The organism is Blastococcus aggregatus (assembly GCF_900221005.1).
Lineage (GTDB): Bacteria > Actinomycetota > Actinomycetes > Mycobacteriales > Geodermatophilaceae > Blastococcus > Blastococcus aggregatus.
Genome location: NZ_OBQI01000006.1, coordinates 166,274 through 182,722 on the forward strand (window position 1 = coordinate 166,274; position 16,449 = coordinate 182,722).

The window sequence follows — 16,449 nt, forward strand, 5'->3', positions numbered from 1 at the left end:
TACCGCCGCATCAGAAGGGTGGCGGGTCGTCGTCGGACCGGTCGGGGATGCGGGAGCCCGGTGGTCGGGTGGTGCGGGTGACCCCGCTGGGCGTGGTGACGGTGAGCACGCCGTCGGCGGTCATGGTGAACCGCCAGCCGGGGGCGTGGGTCTTGAGCCGGTGGTGGCGGCGGCACAGGCAGCAGAGGTTGGAGCAGCTGGTGGCGCCGCCCTCGGCGTGGGGGACGACGTGGTCGAGGTCGGCGCGGGCGACGGAGTTGCGGCAGCCGGGGTGGCGGCAGGTGCGGTCGCGGGCGCGGGTGTAGCGGCGCTGGGCGGGGCTGGGCCGGTACCGGTCGACGTCGGCGGGCCGGTCGAGCAGCGGGCATCCGCAGGTGCCCTCGGGGTGGTGGGGGCAGCCGCGGCGGGCGAGGCGTTCGAGTTCGGCGCGGGGAACCACCGCGCGCAGGGCGCCGCTGACAGGGTCGGTGAGCGCGAGGTGCAGGGTGCCGCCGGCGGGCGCCTGCAGGCCGCCGGGGCACAGCGCGTCGAGCTGCTCGAGGAGTTCGCGCAGGTGGGCGGCGGTGATCGGCTGCCCGTCGATGTCAGCGGAGCCGCAGGACGCGCGCAGCGCGCCCAGGTCGGCGGACACGGTGAGGTGCGCGGTCACCGGCGGCCGCGACTCGTCCCACGGGCGCAGCACCAGGTCGGTGAGCACACCGACCCGGAGTTGCCCCAGCGGACGCGGGTCGCCGTCGGCCTTGGCCATCCGCGCGTACCCGTCGAGAGTGCCGTGCAGGGCGGCGGCCATCGGCTGCGGCAGGAAGATGCGCAGCTCGGCCATGCCGTCCCGCATCGGGGTGACGGTCACGTCGGCGGACTTCTGGGCCTGCTTGCGGCGCCGGTCGGCGGCGGTGGCGTCCAGTCGCTGCAGCTCGGCGCGGGCCAGCGCCCGCAGCCGGGACACCGACACGCTCCCCGCCCGGGGCAGCACCGCCGCCTCGATCTGCTGGAGCACCGCGGGCTCCAGCTCCCGGGCCGCATCGCTCAGCTCGGCGGCCAGGCCGAACGCCCGGGGCCGGTCCAGGGCACCGTCGGCCAGCGCCGCCCACGTCGCGGGCAGCCGCTCGACCAGCACCCAGGACAGGTCGCCCTGCACCGAGGCCGCCGTCCGCGAGCAGTTGAGCACCATCGCCAGCTCATCGGCGAAGAACTCGCTCACCCCCGCCACCGGCTGCCGCCCGGGCCCGGACGCCCAGGCCTCACCCGCGACGCCCGGTTCACCGATCTCCCGGTCGGCGCCGTCCGGCCGCAGTGCGGCCAACCCGACCACCAGCTCCGCCTCGTAGGCGGCCAACGCCGACTTCGCCCGCTGCACCCGCTGCAGCTCCGCCGCGATCTCCGCATCCGTGCGGGCGGCCACCGGCAGCACGTCGCCCAGCCGGCCCGACCGCGAGGTCACCCCCGCTGCGAGTGGTTGCTCGGGCCAGGGCGCACGGACCACCGGGGCGATCGAGACCGCCACCCCGTATCCGCTGCCCAGATCGAACATGTGTATGACGATAGAGCTGGGGTCCGACAGTTTCCGCCGGTCAGCGGCTCGCGAGTACGGCCGATGCGGAGATCGCATCCGGCCCATTGCGCGTCGCGGACTCGCGCAGAAGGCGGCTTCAGGGACACCTGCCCATCGCCGATAGAAAAAGCATGAGTACGGGCCGGCGCCGCGGACAGGGCCGGAGGAAGCGCCCGTTGACCGGCTATGCGGCCCTTGAACGGTCCCGCCGACGGAAGATCCTCAAGGCGCTGATCCTGGGACGTGCGATCGCCCCCGAGGACGAGCAGTTCGCCCGAGACAGAGCCGGGCAAGCCGCCGCACAGCTTCCGCAAGGACTCTTGAGGGGCGCTCTCTTCAGCCTGTTCATCGCCTCCTCATGGTGGAGCCTCTTCCCGCTGACAGTCGGCAGCAAGGCGATCTTGGTTCTCCTCGCCTTCGCAGTTCTCATCTACGTAGGTGGCATGGGCTTCGCCCTCCGCATGCGCATGTGGTTGCGTCGCGAGCCCTCGTAGCCACTCGACAGTTCGCGCCGAGTGGGCCGCTCAGGGCGGGTCTCGCAGGCTTCCCGGCCGAACCACCCCGACTGATTCTCGGGCGGTCACATCCCCGCAGGGAGCCCGCTCTGTCGCCCTCACGGACCGCGCTCGGCGGCTCGTGAGGCGCCCGATCGGTCAGCTGCGGCTGCGGCGCCTCCGGCGGACCAGCAGGACCACGGCGAGGACCGCCGCAGCGGCTCCGGCAACCGGCGCGTAGCGGGCCACCGGGCCGGCCGCGGCGACCTCGAGCAGGTCGATCGGCTCCGGCTTCGCGGGCGTCGCCACCGGGGCCGGGGCCACGACGGGGGCCGCGGCGCGCGGTCCGGCCGACGGCACGCTGCGGACGGGCGCTCCCGTGGCCGGGCGGGCCGGCGGGCCGGAGGGCCCGGCGGGCGGTCCGCTGGGGCGGGCGGGGGCCGCCGCCTTCTTGGCTGCGGGGGCGGCCTTCTTGGCGGCGGGCGCCGCCTTCTTCGCCGGCTCGGCCTTCTTCGCGGGGGCCGCCTTCTTCGCCGGCTCGGTCTTCTTCGCGGGGGCGGCCTTCGCCGCCGGCTTCGGCTCGGACACCTTCTCGGTGGCGCTCGCGGCCGCCTTCTTCGTGGCCGCGGCGGCCTTCTTCACGGCCTTCGCGGGCGCGCTCTCGCCGGGCAGCTGCTCGACGGAGGCGGCGATCTCCTCGACCGCGCCGGTCGCCGTCGCGGCCACCGTCGCGACGGGGCCCGGTGCAGGAGCGGCAGCGGGTGCGTCCAGCTGGGCGGCGAGCTTGTCCGAGAACTGGCCGAGCAGCTTGTCGCCGACGTCGGTCATGACCCCGCGGCCGAACTGGGCCGGCCGGCCGGTGATGGTCAGATCGGTGGCCACGTCCACGCGGGTGCCGGGACCGTCGGCGGCCAGGCTCGCGGTGATCGTCGCGGCCGCGGTGCCGTTGCCCCGCTGGTCCTTGCCGCGCGCCTCGATCACCGCCCGGTGCGCGACCTCGTCCTTCTCCACGATCGACGCCTTGCCCTGGTAGGTCAGGTTGATCGGCCCGAGCTTGACCTTGATCGAGCCGCTGACGTCGTCGTCGCCGGCCGAGTCCAGCGTGGCGCCGGGCATGCACGGCGCGATCCGCTCGAGATCGAGCAGCACCCGCCACGCCTCGTCGACGGGCAGGGGCACGCTGAACGAGTTCTCCAGTTGCACGGCTGGATCCTCCTGGGGCTGCGATCCCGCCGGGCCTCCGTGGGGCCCCGGGTGGGACGGACGAGTACGGACCGGCGGCTGCCCGACGCTACCGCCCGACCTGCTCCTCCACCCGCACGGCGCGAGCGGGCTGCGCCTGGTGGGACGGGTGTTCCACCCGCAGTTCCCGGCGGCGCAGGAGGGCCGATGCCGTGAGCGCCGCCAGCCCCGCCGCGGCGAGGGCGGCGCCGACCAGCCCCGGGGCCGTGTAGCCGGCGCCCGCCGCGATCACCAGGCCGCCGAGCCAGGCGCCGAGCGCGTTCGCGGCGTTGAGCGCCGAGTGGTTCAGCGCCGCACCCAGCATCTGCGCCTCCCCGGCGACCTCCATGAGTCGCATCTGCAGGCAGACGACCAGGACCGACGCGGTGGCGCCCAGCAGGAAGACGGCGGCGACGATCGTGACGGGCGTCCGGGCGGCGAGCGGGATCAGCACCAGGACCGCGCCGATGGCGACGTTCGCGCCCACCAGCGACCGGAACAGCGCCAGGTCGGCGAGCCGCCCGCCGACCGCCGTCCCGACGACCATGCCGGCGCCGAAGGCCAGCAGCACGAGCGGGATGGCGCCCCGGGACATCCCGGACACCTCGGTGACCAGCGGCGCGACGTAGCTGTAGACGGCGAACATCCCGCCGAACCCGACCACGCCCACGAGCAGGGTGAGCAGCACCTGGGGACGACGCAACGCCCCCAGCTCGGTGCGCACGGTGGCCCCCCGGTCGGCCGGGGTCGCCGGCACGACCGCGGCGACGGAGACGATCGTCAGCGCGGCGATGACCACCACCGCCCAGTACGCGCTGCGCCAGCCCAGCTGCTGTCCCAGCCACGTCGCCGCCGGCACGCCCACCACGTTGGAGACGGCGAGCCCGAGCATCACCGAGCTCACCGCGCGCCCGCGCAGGTGCGGGGCCACCAGCGAGGCGGCGACCAGCGAGGCGACGCCGAAGTACGCGCCGTGCGGCAACCCGGCCAGGAAGCGCGCGGCCAGCAGCGAGCCGTAGCCCGGGGCGAGCGCGGTCAGCGCGTTGCCCGCGATGAAGGCGACCATCAGCCCGATGAGCAGGCCCCGGCGGGGCAGCCGGGTACCCAGCGCGGCGAGGACGGGCGCGCCGACGACGACGCCCAGCGCGTACAGCGAGATCACGTGCCCGGCGGTGGGGATGTCGATGTCGACGCCCTCGGCCACGTCGGGCAGCAGGCCCATGGTCACGAACTCGGTGGTGCCGATCGCGAACCCGCCGAGCGCGAGGGCGACGATCGCCGCGGCCACGCGCCCGGGCGAGAGCGGCGGGGAGGTCGGGTCGGTCACGACATCAGTGGACGGCGACCGGCTGGACGTCGTCGTCGAGCGGCAGCTGCCAGGGGCGGACGACGACGACCAGCAGGGCGATCGCCAGCGTCAGCGCCGTCACCACGACCGTGCCGATGGCCGCCGCGTCGTTCCCCAGCAGGCCGACGACCGGCGAGACCAGCGCGCCGACACCGAACTGCACGGCACCGAGCAGCGCCGCGGCCGTCCCGGCGGCGTCACCGTGGCGGGACAGCGCCAGGGCAGGAGCGTTGGGCAGCGCCAGGCCGCAGGCGAAGAGCACCGCCCACAGGCTGAGGGCCACGCCCCACAGGCCGCCGGTGCTGGTCACGGCCAGGACGACGAGCAGGGCTCCGGCCAGCGCCCCGGCCGCCGTGCCGGCGACGAGGATCTGCGCCGGGGACCATCGGCCGAGCAGGACCGGGTTGAGCTGGGTCGCCGCGATCAGCCACACGGCGCCGGCGCCGAAGAGCAGGCCGAACTGCTGCTCGTCGAGACCGAACTGGCCCTGGTAGACGAACGCCGAGCCCGAGACGTAGCTGAACAGCCCGGCCATCGTCAGCCCGGCGACGAGCACGAGGCCCACGTAGGCGCGGTCGCGCAGCAGCTCGCGGTAGCCCCGCAGCGTCCCGGTGACGCCGCTGGACCGGCGCCGCTCCGGCGGCAGGGTCTCCGGCAGCAGGCGCGCACCGACGACGACCATGACGACGCCGTAGACCGCCAGCAGGGCGAAGATCCCGCGCCACGAGGTGAACCGAAGCATCTCGCCGCCGATCGTCGGGGCGAGGACCGGCGCGGCGCCGAGCACCAGGAACAGGCGGGAGAGCATCCGTGCGGCGGCCCGGCCGTCGTACAGGTCGCGCACGATCGCGATCGCGATCACCGCGCCGGCCGCCGTCCCGACGCCCTGCAGCACGCGGAGCGCGCCGAGCACGGCCAGGTTCGGCGCGATGATGACCAGCAGGGAGGCCAGCACGTGCAGCGCGGTGCCGGCCAGCAGCGGGCGCCTCCGGCCGTAGGCGTCGGACACCGGCCCCAGCACCAGCTGCCCCAGCGCGAGCCCGACGAGGGTGCCGGTCAGCGTCAGCTGGACCGCCGCCGACGTCGTCTCCAGCTCGCGGGTGATGGTGGGCAGCGCCGGCAGGTACATGTCGATGGTCAGCGGACCGATCGCCACGAACGCGCCCAGGATCAGGGCGGTCCGGGCCGCACCGGGCACCGGGACCGCCGGCGCGGTCGCGGGTGCGGGCGCCGGACGTTCGGAGAGGGTGGTCACAGGTGGCCGCAAGGACCGGCGGACGCCCCCCATTCCGGATCGTGAGCGAATAGCGGATTGTTCACACGGGCGTCACGGGCCGGGCGGCCGGGTGGGCAGCAGCGCCGCCGCGGAGCGGACACGGGCGGCCCCCGCCCACAGCCCCGCCCCGTACGCGAGGTCGTCCAGCCGCCGGGCCGCGAGGTGACGGACCGGTCCGACCTCGTGCCGGTGCGGCAACCAGGCCAGCAACCCCTCGGCGACGGCGAGCCCGAGCAGCCGGCCCCGGGCCGGCCGCGACAGCACGCCGGCGGCGACCGCCAGCGGCCAGTGGTGGCGGGTGACCGCCCGCGCCATCGCCCGGGCGGAGACGCCGGTCGCGCGCACGGTCAGCACGGTCGCCAGCCCCAGTGGCGGGCGCTCCCCCGGCCGGGCCAGCCGGCGGGACAGCCGCACCGCCCGCACGGCGAGCAGCCCGACGGCCACCGCCCGGCCGCGCCGGCCGCCGGCCGCGGCCAGCCCCACGGCGGCCGCCACGTCCGGGGCGACGACGAGGGGGGACACGAGGCCGTCGTGCCGGGCGGCGAGCAGCGCGGCCCCGGTGCCGTAGAACGCCCGGCGGCGCAGCCACTCCGCCGTCCCGGTGGGGTGCTCGTGCGCCACCTCGGCGGCCGGGTCGTAGCGCACCCGCCAGCCCGCCGCAGTCAGCCGCCACACCAGGTCGACGTCCTCCGCCACCCGCATCGTCTCGTCGAAGCCGGCGCCGGCGAGCGCCGCGGTCCGGCCCAGCAGCGCCGCGCTCGGCACGTACGAGACCGCCGTCAGCGGGCGCACGGGCGCGGCCTGCCGTCCCATGTCCAGCGCGCCGTCGACCGCCTCGTAGCCGGACAGCCACCCCTCGCCGGACAGCGCGACGATGCGCGGCGCGACCAGCGCGAGCCGGGGGTCGGCCAGGTGCGGCAGCAGCGCAGCCAACCACCCCGGGCGCGGCACGCAGTCGGAGTCCAGGAACGCGACGAACGGCGTCCGCACCGCCCGCAGCCCGGCGTTGCGCGCTGCCGCCGGTCCGCGTGCGGTCCCGTGCCGGACGACGACGACGGCGTCGTCGGTCCGCACCGGGGCCGCCGACCCGTCGTCCACCACCACGACGGGCAGCCCCGCGGTGGCCGGATCGCTCCGCAGCGCGGCGAGCAGCCGGGCCAGCCCGACCGGCCGGTCCTTCACCGGGATCACGACGGTCACGTCGCGGGCACGGGTCGCAGGAGCGTCGGCCGCGGGGGCGAGGTCGGGATGCGCGAGCCCGGCGTCCAGCAGGCGGGCGGCGAGGGCCGCCGTGGCGCCGTCCCGGACGACGAGCCGGTCGCCGGCCAGCAGCGTCCGGGCCCGCGGGGCCAGCCGCAGCAGCCGGAGCGGCGCGCCGCCGAGCAACGTCGTCCCGCCGTCGCGCCGCCGCACCCGCGGGTCCAGGCGGACGGCGAAGCCGTCGGGCAGCCGCAGCTCCGGAGCCGCGGGGAGAGCCGCGGGAGCCGCCGCCGATCCGGTCACCCGGGCAGTCTGCCCGGCTCGCCCGACCGATCCGGAGGACGGGCGGGTGCACCCCGCCGCGCACGGGTGTGTTTAGGTCAGCCTTACCTGACCTTCGAAGGAGTCCCTCCATGCCCGCCCGCCCGATCCTCCGCGGTGCCGCCGTCCTGGCCGCCGCAGCTCTCGTCGTCACCGGATGCGGTTCCGACGACGACACCGACTCGTCCTCCGGCGGCGGCACCAGCTCCTCCGGCGCCTTCCCCGTCACCGTCGCCACCGCCTTCGGGGACGTCGAGATCGCCGACGAGCCGACCCGCATCGTGGCCCTGGGCTGGGGGGACGCCGAGACGGCGCTGGCCCTGGGCGTGCAGCCGGTCGGCGCCAGCGACTGGCTCGCCTTCGGCGGCGAGGGCGTCGGCCCGTGGTCCGAGGGCCGGTACGACGAGGCCCCGGAGATCATCGAGACGCTGGAGCCCAGCCTCGAGGCGATCGCCGCGCTCGAGCCCGACCTGATCCTGGACACCAAGTCCGACGGCGCGCAGGAGCGCTACGACCTGCTGAGCCAGATCGCGCCCACCATCGGCCAGCCCGAGGGCGTCGAGGCCTACCAGACCTCCTGGGACCAGCAGCTCGAGCTGGTCGGCCAGGCTCTGGGCAGGACCGACGAGGCCGACGACCTCGCCGCCGAGGTCGCGCAGGCGTTCGAGGACGCCGCCGCCGCGCACCCGGAGTTCGAGGGCACCGAGGTCGCCGTCGCCGCCTTCACCTCCGAGGGCTTCGGCGCCTACGTGCAGGGCGACGCCCGCGTCGACTTCATGGAGGAGCTCGGCTTCGTCAACGAGGCGGAGATCCAGGACCAGGCGACGGACAACTTCTTCGTCGGCGTGAGCGAGGAGCAGGTGTCCATCCTCGACGCCGGGCTCACCGTCGCCTTCCCGATCTACGTGGAGGCGTCCGAGTTCACCTCGAACGCGCTGTGGCAGGCGCTCCCGTCGGTCCAGGACGGGCGGGTCGTGGTCCTCGAGGACCAGACGCTGGCCAGCGCCTTCTCCATCGGCACGGCACCGGGCATCCTCTACGCGCTCGAGACGACCGTTCCGCTGTTCGCCGACGCCCTGGCCTGAGCCGGACGGCCGGTCCCGCCGGGCGGCTCAGCTCCTGAGCCGCCCGGCCGGGTCCACCTCCCAGCGGCGCACCGCCTCGACCAGCCGCGCGGTGATCGCCACGAGCAGCCCCGCTCCCTCCGCTGCCGATGCCCCCGAGGGATCCCCCAGCACCCCCGTCGGGCTGACCGCCCGCACCCCGCCGGCCCGCAGTCGCGGCAGGATCTCGGCCAGCGGCGCGGTCTCCCCCGCCACCGCGTCGGCCTCGCGCACGCCGGCCGGTTCCACGTGCAACATCAGCGACGTCTCGGTGCGGCCGGCGTGCGCGTCCCCGCCGGGCACCCCACAGGGGAACCAGGCCACGTCCCGGCCCTCCGACCGCAGCAGCGGCACCGCCGCCCCCAGCGCCTCCAGGTTGCCGCCGTGGCCGTTGACCACCAGCAGCCGCGGCGCCCACCGGCAGGCCGAACGGCCGAGCTCGACCAGCACCGTCGTCAGCGCCTCGGTGCCGATCGACACCGTTCCGGGGAAGCCCTCGTGCTCACCGCTCGCGCCGTACGGCAGCGCGGGCGCCAGCAGGGCATCGGCCAGCCCGGGCAGCGCGGCCCGCGACACGGCGGCCGCGACCGTGGTGTCGGTCGCCAGCGGCAGGTGGTGGCCGTGCTGCTCGACCGAGCCCAGCGGGACGACCAGCAGCGCGGCCTCGGGGATCTGCGGCCAGACGGCACCGGCGAGCTGGGTCACCCGGGCAGCCTAGGGAGCACCAGACTGGCTGCATGGCGAACCGGCGCTGCCCCTGCGGAACGGGCCTGCCCTACGACGACTGCTGCGGCCCCCTGCACGCCGGCACGACCGCGGCGGCGACCGCCGAGCAGCTGATGCGGTCGCGGTACAGCGCCTTCGCCGTCGGTGACGCGCCGTACCTGCTCGCCACCTGGCATCCGACCACCCGACCTGCGGCGCTGGAGCTCGACCCCGGCACCCGCTGGCTCGGGCTGGACGTCCTGGCCACCGACGGCGGCGGGTTGCTGGCCGCGGAGGGGACCGTCGAGTTCGTCGCACACCGGATCTCCGGCGGGCAGCGCGGCGAGCAGCACGAGGTCAGCCGGTTCGTCCGCGAGGACGGCGCGTGGCGGTACCTGGACGCCGTCTGAGGGTGTCGGAGCGTCCAGGCCGGGGAACGCCCTCCCCATGAGCGCAGAGGACACCCGCAAGGTCGCCGAGCTGATCAAGGGTCAGCGGTTCGGCTTCCTCACCACGACCACCCCCGAGGGCAAGCTCACCAGCCGGCCCATGACGCTGCAGGAGGTCGAGTTCGACGGCGACCTGTGGTTCTTCGCCGAGCGCGGCTCCCACCCGGTGCAGCACATCCAGGTCGCGCCCCAGGTCAACGTGGGCGTCGGCTCCGGTGGCACCTGGGTCTCGCTGACCGGGCACGCCCGCGTCGTCGAGGACGTCGCCAAGAAGAAGGAGCTGTGGAACGGCGCCGTCGAGGCCTGGTTCCCGCAGGGCCCGGAGGACCCCTCGGTCGTCCTGCTGAAGGTCGAGGGCGACTCCGCCGAGTACTGGGACAGCCCCGGCGGCCGGCTCGCCACCGCCTTCAGCTTCGTCAAGGCCAAGGCGACCGGCGAGCGGATCCAGGGCGGCGAGAACGAGAAGGTCGAGCTCTGACCCGACTGCTCGGCTAGCTCCGCACGGGCATGCCGGCGGCGAGGGCGGCGCCCGCGCGGTCGGCGGGCTCGGGCCGGGCGAACAGGTAGCCCTGCGCGGAGCCGCAGTCCAGGTCGGCGAGCGCCTGCCGCTGGCCCTCGGTCTCGACGCCCTCCGCGACGATGTCCAGCCCCAGCGTGTGGGCCAGCTCGACGATCGAGGTGATCAGGGTGACCGCCGAGCGGCCGCGCGGCAGGTCCATGACGAAGCTGCGGTCGATCTTGATGATGTCCGCCGGCAGGTGCCGGAGGTAGGACAGCCCCGAGAAGCCGGTGCCGAAGTCGTCGATCGCGATGCGGACGCCCAGGGCCCGCAGCGACTGGAGCTGGGCGACGACGGCGTCGCCGTCCTCGACGAGCACGCCCTCGGTCACCTCCAGCGTGAGCTGGTCCGCGGGGAAGCCGGTCTCGGCCAGCGCCGCGACGACGAGGGCGGTCACGTCGCTGCCGTCGTGGAACTGCCGGGGGGAGAGGTTCACCGCCATGCGCAGAGGCGCGCCGGTCTCCGCCGTCCAGGTGGCGCCCTGGCGGAGCGCTTCGCGCAGCACCCAGCTGCCGATGCCGGCGATCGCGCCGGTCTCCTCGGCCAGCGGGATGAACTCGACCGGCGGGATGAGGCCGCGCGTCGGGTGGTTCCAGCGGACGAGGGCCTCGAAGCCGGTGGTGCGGCCGTCCGCGAGGCGGACGGTGGGCTGGTAGTGGACCTCCAGCTGACCGGCGTCGGCCGCCGCGGCGAGATCCTGGGCCAGGCCCGCCCGGCGACGGGCGGCCTCGGCCATGCCGTCGGCGTAGACGACCAGCCGGTTCTTGCCCTGCGCCTTCGCGAGGTACATCGCCAGGTCCGCGTTGCGGAGCAGGGCGCCGGCCGTCCGGTCGGTCGGGTCGGTGGAGGCGGCAACGCCGACGCTGCAGTGCACGGTGAGCGGGCCGTCGTCCAGCGGCACGGGGACGGACACGGCGACCAGCGCCCTCTCGGCCACGGCGCGGGCGACGTCCGGGCCGCCGTCCACGACGACGGCGAACTCGTCCCCGCCGATGCGCGCGACGACGTCTCCGGGGCGGACGCAACCGCGCAGGCGCTCGGACAGCACGAGCAGCAACTCGTCGCCGACGGCGTGCCCGCGGCCGTCGTTGACCACCTTGAAGTCGTCGATGTCGATGAGGAGCAGGGAGACCGCGCCGCCGCGGGCGAGCAGGCGGTGGGTGACCTCCTCGAGCAGCGTGCGGTTGGCCAGGCCGGTCAGCGGGTCGCTGAGCACCTGGTCCTCGTGGAGCCGCCACGAGGAGAGGTGCGCCAGGCTCGCGGCCAGCACGAACGCCGCGTGGACACCGGCCCACATCCAGGGGTTGCCCTGCCCGCCGTGCCCGAAGACCGCGTGGGGGTACAGCGTGCCGACCACCCCGTGGTGGGCGGCCACGACCACGACGGCGATGCCGAAGGGCACCCAGTCCTGATACAGCGAGACGATGCCGATCATCACGAAGAACACGAAGTGCGCCTCGGTGACCCCGCCCCACAGGTGCACCAGCGCGACCGAGGCGGCCATCAGGCTGCACGTCGTCGCGCCCGCCCGGACCACCCGGCTCAGCCCCGGCGCGACCGCGAGAGCGAGCGGGCCGGCGACGGCGGCCAGGACGGCGACCGCGGCGGGCTGCCCGTACCCCCACGCCCAGGCGAGGACCACGAGCCCGACGGCGCACCCGGCCGCGAGGCGGACGATCGCGCTGTGGCGGCGCTGCCACACCGCCTCGGGCAGCCGGCGGCCCGAGGGAAGCAGCCGCTCAGCCCGCGTGCGGAGGTCGAGGATCACCTCGTCCTGATCGGCGCGGACGATCCTGTTCCGCAGTCCACCGGCCGCCCCTCCCCCCAAGGGGGTGGGTCAGCCGGTGGAGCGTTTCAGCGCAGGTCGAGCCCGGCCAGCGGGGACTCGTCGCAGATCTTGCTGGGGATCGACGGGATCCCCAGCAGCGTCGGCTGCCCGCGCACCGGCCCGCTGTGCGAGTGGTCGATGTGGCTGCGCGGGGTGACCAGCTCGAGGTCCCGGGCGGCCAGGGCACTCTCGCCGTAGCCCTGGACGCACTCGGGGTCGGGGCCGTCGAGAGGCAGGCCGGTGAAGAACTTGGCCGCCATGCAGCCACCGCGGCAGGCGTCGAAGTGCGCGCACTTGGTGCAGGCGCCGCCGGTCTGGGGGTTGCGCAGGTCGGCGAAGAGCTCCGACTGCTGCCACACCCGCTGGAAGCCGCCCTCGTCCCGCACGTTGCCGGCCAGGAAGTTCTCGTGGATGGCGAACGGGCAGGCGTAGACGTCGCCGACCGGGTCGATCAGGCACACCACGCGGCCGGCGCCGCAGAGGTTCAGCCCGGGCAGGGCCTCGCCGAACGCCGACAGGTGGAAGAACGAGTCGCCGGTGAGGACGCCGTCGCCGTTGGCCAGCAGCCAGTTGTAGAGCTCGCGCTGCTGGGCCATCGTCGGGTGCAGCTCGTCCCACACGTCGGCCCCGCGGCCGGAAGGCCGCAGCCGGGTGATCCGGAGCTGGGCGCCGAAGGAGTCGGTGAGCTCCTTGAACGCGTCGAGCTGCCCGGCGTTCTCCCGGGTGACGACGACGGAGACCTTGAAGTCCTTCATCCCGGCCTCGGCCAGGTTCTCCAGCGCTCGGATCGCGGTCGCGTAGGAGCCGGCGCCGCGGACGCGGTCGTTCACCTCGGCGGTGGCGCCGTCGAGGGAGATCTGCACGTCGACGTAGTCGGTGCGGGCGAGCTGGGCGGCGCGGGTCTTGTCCAGCTTGATGCCGTTGGTGGAGAACTTGACGCCGACGTCGTGGCCGATGGCGTAGTCGAGCAGGTGCCAGAAGTCCGGGCGCACCGTGGGCTCGCCGCCGCCGACGTTGACGTAGAACACCTGCATCCGCTGCAGCTCGTCGATGACCGCCTCGGCCTCGGCGGTGGACAGCTCGTTCGGGTCCCGCCGTCCGGAGGAGGACAGGCAGTGGGCGCAGGCCAGGTTGCAGGCGTAGGTGAGCTCCCACGTCAGGCAGATGGGCGCGTCCAGGCCGTACTCGAACTGGTCGATCAGCCGGCCGCCGACGGGTCGGTCGGGCCGGGCGGTGCGGGACGGCAGGACGGCGGTCACGAGGTCCCCTCGGGATTCGGTTCGATCATCTGCGAGCGGGCGAGGTCGGCCAGCGCCTTCACGTAGGCGGGGTGCTGGGCCTCGGTCACGCCGCAGGCGGCGAGCGTGGCGCTCGCGCTGGGGTGGTCGGCGAGGGCCTCGACGACGGCGACCAGGGTCTTCGACTTCAGGAAGGAGAGCTTCCGGTTGCCGAAGTGGTAGACCAGCGCGCCGAAGGGCTCCGGCCGCAGCGCGACCGAGCGGGCGCGCCGCCAGGGCCGGTCCGGGTCGAAGTCGACCTCGGCCGGGGACACGGCCGGGGATTCGGTCGGGGACACCGCCGCGGTCACAGGAGGGCCGGCGTCGTTCAGTAGACGCCGCACATGCCGTCGATCGAGACCTCCTCGACCAGCGACTCCTCCACCAGGGTCTCCTCGGCGGCGGGGGCCGGGGCGGCGTCGACGTCAGCGTGGTTCTCGGGCATGGCGCACTCCTGGTGATCGCGGTCACGGACGATGCAGGGAGGCTAATGACACCGGGTGCCACCGGGCAACAGGGGGTGCCGGATCCGTGGGGATCGGCGCGCGGGGTGGGCACAATGCGTGCGTGACCGCCATCGAGACCACCGCGCCGGGCCTCCCGGCCGAGGGCACCCGCGCCCGGGTCGAGCGGGCCGCGCTGGACCTGTTCACGCTGCGCGGCTTCGAGCAGGTGACGACCGACGAGGTCGCCGACGCGGCGGGGATCAGCCGGCGCACGTTCTTCCGGTACTTCGCGACCAAGGCCGACGCCGTGTGGGGCGATTTCGCCGCGCACGTGGCGCGACTGGAGGAGCTGCTGGCCGCCACGGACCCGGCCCAACCGGTGCTCGCCTCGGTGTGCGCGGCCTACGTGGAGGTGAACGACTACGCGGTGGCCGAGCTGCCGCTGCTGCGCGAGCGGATGCTGCTGATCCTCACCGAGCCGGCGCTGCTCGCGCACTCGCAGCTGCGGTTCGCCGAGGTCGACCGGGTGGTCGCCCGGTACGTCGCGGGCCGCTCCGGGGCGGCCGCCACCGACCTGGTCCCCCGGCTCGTCGCCGCCACCACCCGCGCCGCCGCGACGACGGCGTTCGAGGCCTGGCTGGCCGATCAGCGCTCCGCGCTGGGGACCCACCTGCGGCAGGCGTTCGCGGAGCTCACCGCCGGCTTCCCGGGGCTGCTCCGCTGACCGCCTCCCCCGCAGGTGTGGCGCTCGTCTCCTGGTGAGCGGGTAGCCTGGCACTCAGTGCCACCGACCGTTCCCGGTCGGGGGAGCAGATCAGGCGGTCATCCCGAGCGCGGGGCGACCCCGGGTGACAGGAGAGCAGCAGATGCCGAACCCCTGGTTCGAGTCGGTGGCGGAGGCCCAGCGGCGGGCGAAGAAGCGGCTGCCCAAGGGCGTCTACGGCGCGCTGGTCGCCGGCTCCGAGCGCGGGCTGACGGCCGAGGACAACCTCGCCGCCTTCGCCGAGATCGGCTTCGCCCCGCACACCGCCGGGCTGGCGAACGAGAAGAACATGGCCGTCACCGTCATGGGCCAGGAGCTCTCGATGCCGGTGATGATCAGCCCCACCGGCGTCCAGGCCGTCACCCCCGGTGGCGAGGTCGACGTCGCCCGGGCCGCTGCCTCCCGCGGCACCGCCATGGGGCTGTCGTCCATGGCGAGCAAGCCCATGGAGGAGGTCATCGCGGCCAACCCCAAGACGTTCTTCCAGCTGTACTGGGTCGGCGACCGCGACGTCATGGCCGCCAAGGTCGAGCGCGCCCGCCGGGCCGGCGCCGCCGGGCTCATCGCCACCCTCGACTGGTCGTTCTCCTACGGCCGTGACTGGGGCAGCCCCTTCATCCCGGAGCGGATCAACTTCGAGGCCGCGCGCCGGTACGCCCCGCAGGTGCTGACCCGGCCGCGCTGGCTGTGGGACTTCGCGAAGACCATGAAGATCCCCGACCTGACCGTGCCGAACATGGTCGCCACCCCCGGCGACAAGGCCCCGACCTTCTTCGAGGCCTACGGCCAGTGGATGCAGTCCCCCATGCCCACCTGGGAGGACGTCGCCTGGCTGCGCGAGCTGTGGGGCACCGACAAGCCCTTCATGCTCAAGGGCGTCATGCGGGTCGACGACGCCAAGCGCGCCGTCGACGCCGGCGTCACCGCCATCTCGGTGTCCAACCACGGCGGCAACAACCTCGACGGCACGCCCGCCTCGATCCGCGCCCTGCCCTCGGTCGCGGCGGCCGTCGGCGACCAGGTCGAGGTCCTCCTCGACGGCGGCATCCGCCGCGGCGGCGACGTCGCCAAGGCCCTTGCCCTGGGCGCCAAGGCCGTCATGATCGGCCGCGCCTACCTGTGGGGCCTCGGCGCCAACGGCGAGGCCGGCGTCGGCAACGTGCTCGACCTGCTCCGCGACGGCCTCGGCTCGGCGATGATCGGGCTGGGCAAGGCGAACGTCGCCGATCTCAGCACCGACGACCTGGTCATCCCGGCAGGCTTCGAGCGCCAGCTCGGGGACGTCGCCGTCGCCAACGCCATGCTGAGCACCTCGCCCGCCGCCTCGCGCGCACGCGAGGCCTGACCGCTCATGCGCTCGCGCCCACCTCGGTCTCCGGGCCGGGGTGGGCGCGCAGCAGCGCCGCCCGCCGGCGCAGGCGGCGGCGTAGCCAGGGGTGACCGAAAGCCGCCGCCGTCCACGCACCGACGGCGAGCCACCACCACGGGCTGTCGGTGACCGCGAGGAACACCGAGAGCGCCGCCACCAGGGCGAAGACCGTCGGCCCCCACCGCCGCTGCCGGTCGAGTTGCGTGAGCTGGGCGAGCACAAGGCCATGGGCCGCCTCGCGCAGCGCCGGCTCGGCGGGCGCCGGCCCGCGCAGGGCCGCACGGCGCACCCGCTTCGACAGCCCCCCGGGTGAGCGTGCGGCCACCTCCCGCACCCCGCGCTGCTGCCGGTGCTGGACTCTGCCCATCACGGCGCCGAAGAAGAGGCCCATGAGGGCGCCCTGGACGACGGCGGCGGTCCAGCTGCCACTCTCGCCGTAACGGGTCCAGGCGACCCAGAACAGGCCGAACAGCGATCCGTTGACCAGGCCGAGGACCCAGGCCGGGGCGTGCAGCAGCCGCTCGCGCATGCGGCGATC

At 74.9% G+C, this 16,449-nt stretch carries 17 protein-coding genes; 6 read left to right on the plus strand and 11 right to left on the minus strand.

Annotated features, from left to right (window positions below):
- Positions 1 to 10: 10 nt before the first annotated feature.
- Positions 11 to 1,531 carry an HNH endonuclease signature motif containing protein gene (locus CRP29_RS23655; RefSeq protein WP_176523052.1) on the minus strand — a complete coding sequence of 507 codons (1,521 nt, stop codon included), beginning with the start codon at positions 1,529 to 1,531 and terminating at the stop codon, positions 11 to 13.
- A gap of 197 nt (positions 1,532 to 1,728) precedes the next feature.
- On the opposite strand from CRP29_RS23655, the gene CRP29_RS19030 reads away from it, so the two are divergent.
- Entirely contained in the window at positions 1,729 to 2,046 is a 318-nt protein-coding gene (locus CRP29_RS19030) for a hypothetical protein (RefSeq protein WP_097196635.1), read from the plus strand.
- A 159-nt stretch (positions 2,047 to 2,205) separates the two neighbouring features.
- Here the strand turns inward: CRP29_RS19030 and CRP29_RS19035 are convergent, their stop codons facing one another.
- From CRP29_RS19035 to mftF, 4 genes are all read right to left on the minus strand, one after another.
- Positions 2,206 to 3,249, minus strand: coding sequence for an SRPBCC family protein (locus tag CRP29_RS19035; protein ID WP_097196636.1), 1,044 nt, complete (start codon positions 3,247 to 3,249; stop codon positions 2,206 to 2,208).
- 88 nt (positions 3,250 to 3,337) lie between these two features.
- Positions 3,338 to 4,594, minus strand: a complete 1,257-nt coding sequence (locus tag CRP29_RS19040; RefSeq protein WP_245853063.1) for an MFS transporter — start codon at positions 4,592 to 4,594, stop codon at positions 3,338 to 3,340.
- Between the two features lie 4 nt (positions 4,595 to 4,598).
- Positions 4,599 to 5,870, minus strand: coding sequence for a multidrug effflux MFS transporter (locus CRP29_RS19045; protein ID WP_245853066.1), 1,272 nt, complete (start codon positions 5,868 to 5,870; stop codon positions 4,599 to 4,601).
- Positions 5,871 to 5,942: 72 nt separating this feature from the next.
- A complete protein-coding gene (gene mftF / locus CRP29_RS19050; RefSeq protein ID WP_097196638.1) occupies positions 5,943 to 7,394 on the minus strand; it encodes a mycofactocin biosynthesis glycosyltransferase MftF in 1,452 nt (483 codons plus the stop codon).
- Between the two features lie 110 nt (positions 7,395 to 7,504).
- On the opposite strand from mftF, the gene CRP29_RS19055 reads away from it, so the two are divergent.
- The gene (locus CRP29_RS19055) at positions 7,505 to 8,497 is read left to right on the plus strand and encodes an iron-siderophore ABC transporter substrate-binding protein (protein WP_097196639.1); all 993 of its coding nucleotides are present in this window, start codon (positions 7,505 to 7,507) and stop codon (positions 8,495 to 8,497) included.
- 27 nt (positions 8,498 to 8,524) lie between these two features.
- Here CRP29_RS19055 and mftE read toward each other — a convergent pair whose 3' ends face one another.
- The gene (gene mftE / locus CRP29_RS19060; protein WP_097196640.1) at positions 8,525 to 9,220 is read right to left on the minus strand and encodes a mycofactocin biosynthesis peptidyl-dipeptidase MftE; all 696 of its coding nucleotides are present in this window, start codon (positions 9,218 to 9,220) and stop codon (positions 8,525 to 8,527) included.
- A gap of 32 nt (positions 9,221 to 9,252) precedes the next feature.
- Here mftE and CRP29_RS19065 point away from each other — a divergent pair, with 32 nt between their 5' ends.
- Together CRP29_RS19065 and CRP29_RS19070 are read left to right on the plus strand one after the other, a co-directional pair.
- Complete coding sequence (locus tag CRP29_RS19065) at positions 9,253 to 9,630, plus strand: YchJ family protein (RefSeq protein WP_097196641.1); 378 nt, start codon at positions 9,253 to 9,255, stop codon at positions 9,628 to 9,630.
- Positions 9,631 to 9,667: 37 nt separating this feature from the next.
- A complete protein-coding gene (locus CRP29_RS19070) occupies positions 9,668 to 10,147 on the plus strand; it encodes a pyridoxamine 5'-phosphate oxidase family protein (protein WP_097196642.1) in 480 nt (159 codons plus the stop codon).
- Between the two features lie 13 nt (positions 10,148 to 10,160).
- Here the strand turns inward: CRP29_RS19070 and CRP29_RS19075 are convergent, their stop codons facing one another.
- The 4 genes from CRP29_RS19075 to mftA all read right to left on the minus strand — a co-directional run bounded on the left by CRP29_RS19075 (position 10,161) and on the right by mftA (position 13,778).
- Positions 10,161 to 11,996 (minus strand): putative bifunctional diguanylate cyclase/phosphodiesterase, encoded by a 1,836-nt coding sequence (locus tag CRP29_RS19075; RefSeq protein WP_097196643.1) that lies wholly within the window; start codon positions 11,994 to 11,996, stop codon positions 10,161 to 10,163.
- An 86-nt stretch (positions 11,997 to 12,082) separates the two neighbouring features.
- The gene (gene mftC, locus CRP29_RS19080) at positions 12,083 to 13,315 is read right to left on the minus strand and encodes a mycofactocin radical SAM maturase (protein ID WP_097196644.1); all 1,233 of its coding nucleotides are present in this window, start codon (positions 13,313 to 13,315) and stop codon (positions 12,083 to 12,085) included.
- The gene (gene mftB / locus CRP29_RS19085; protein WP_097196808.1) at positions 13,312 to 13,608 is read right to left on the minus strand and encodes a mycofactocin biosynthesis chaperone MftB; all 297 of its coding nucleotides are present in this window, start codon (positions 13,606 to 13,608) and stop codon (positions 13,312 to 13,314) included. Before mftB ends, mftC begins: the two co-directional genes overlap by 4 nt.
- A gap of 53 nt (positions 13,609 to 13,661) precedes the next feature.
- Positions 13,662 to 13,778 (minus strand): mycofactocin precursor MftA, encoded by a 117-nt coding sequence (mftA, locus tag CRP29_RS19090; RefSeq protein WP_091989862.1) that lies wholly within the window; start codon positions 13,776 to 13,778, stop codon positions 13,662 to 13,664.
- A 122-nt stretch (positions 13,779 to 13,900) separates the two neighbouring features.
- Here mftA and mftR point away from each other — a divergent pair, with 122 nt between their 5' ends.
- Both mftR and mftD read left to right on the plus strand, forming a co-directional pair.
- A complete protein-coding gene (mftR, locus tag CRP29_RS19095) occupies positions 13,901 to 14,503 on the plus strand; it encodes a mycofactocin system transcriptional regulator (protein WP_245853069.1) in 603 nt (200 codons plus the stop codon).
- A 142-nt stretch (positions 14,504 to 14,645) separates the two neighbouring features.
- Complete coding sequence (gene mftD, locus CRP29_RS19100; RefSeq protein WP_097196645.1) at positions 14,646 to 15,887, plus strand: pre-mycofactocin synthase MftD; 1,242 nt, start codon at positions 14,646 to 14,648, stop codon at positions 15,885 to 15,887.
- A 4-nt stretch (positions 15,888 to 15,891) separates the two neighbouring features.
- Here mftD and CRP29_RS19105 read toward each other — a convergent pair whose 3' ends face one another.
- Positions 15,892 to 16,440 carry a hypothetical protein gene (locus CRP29_RS19105; protein WP_097196646.1) on the minus strand — a complete coding sequence of 183 codons (549 nt, stop codon included), beginning with the start codon at positions 16,438 to 16,440 and terminating at the stop codon, positions 15,892 to 15,894.
- Between the last annotated feature and the right edge of the window lie 9 nt (positions 16,441 to 16,449).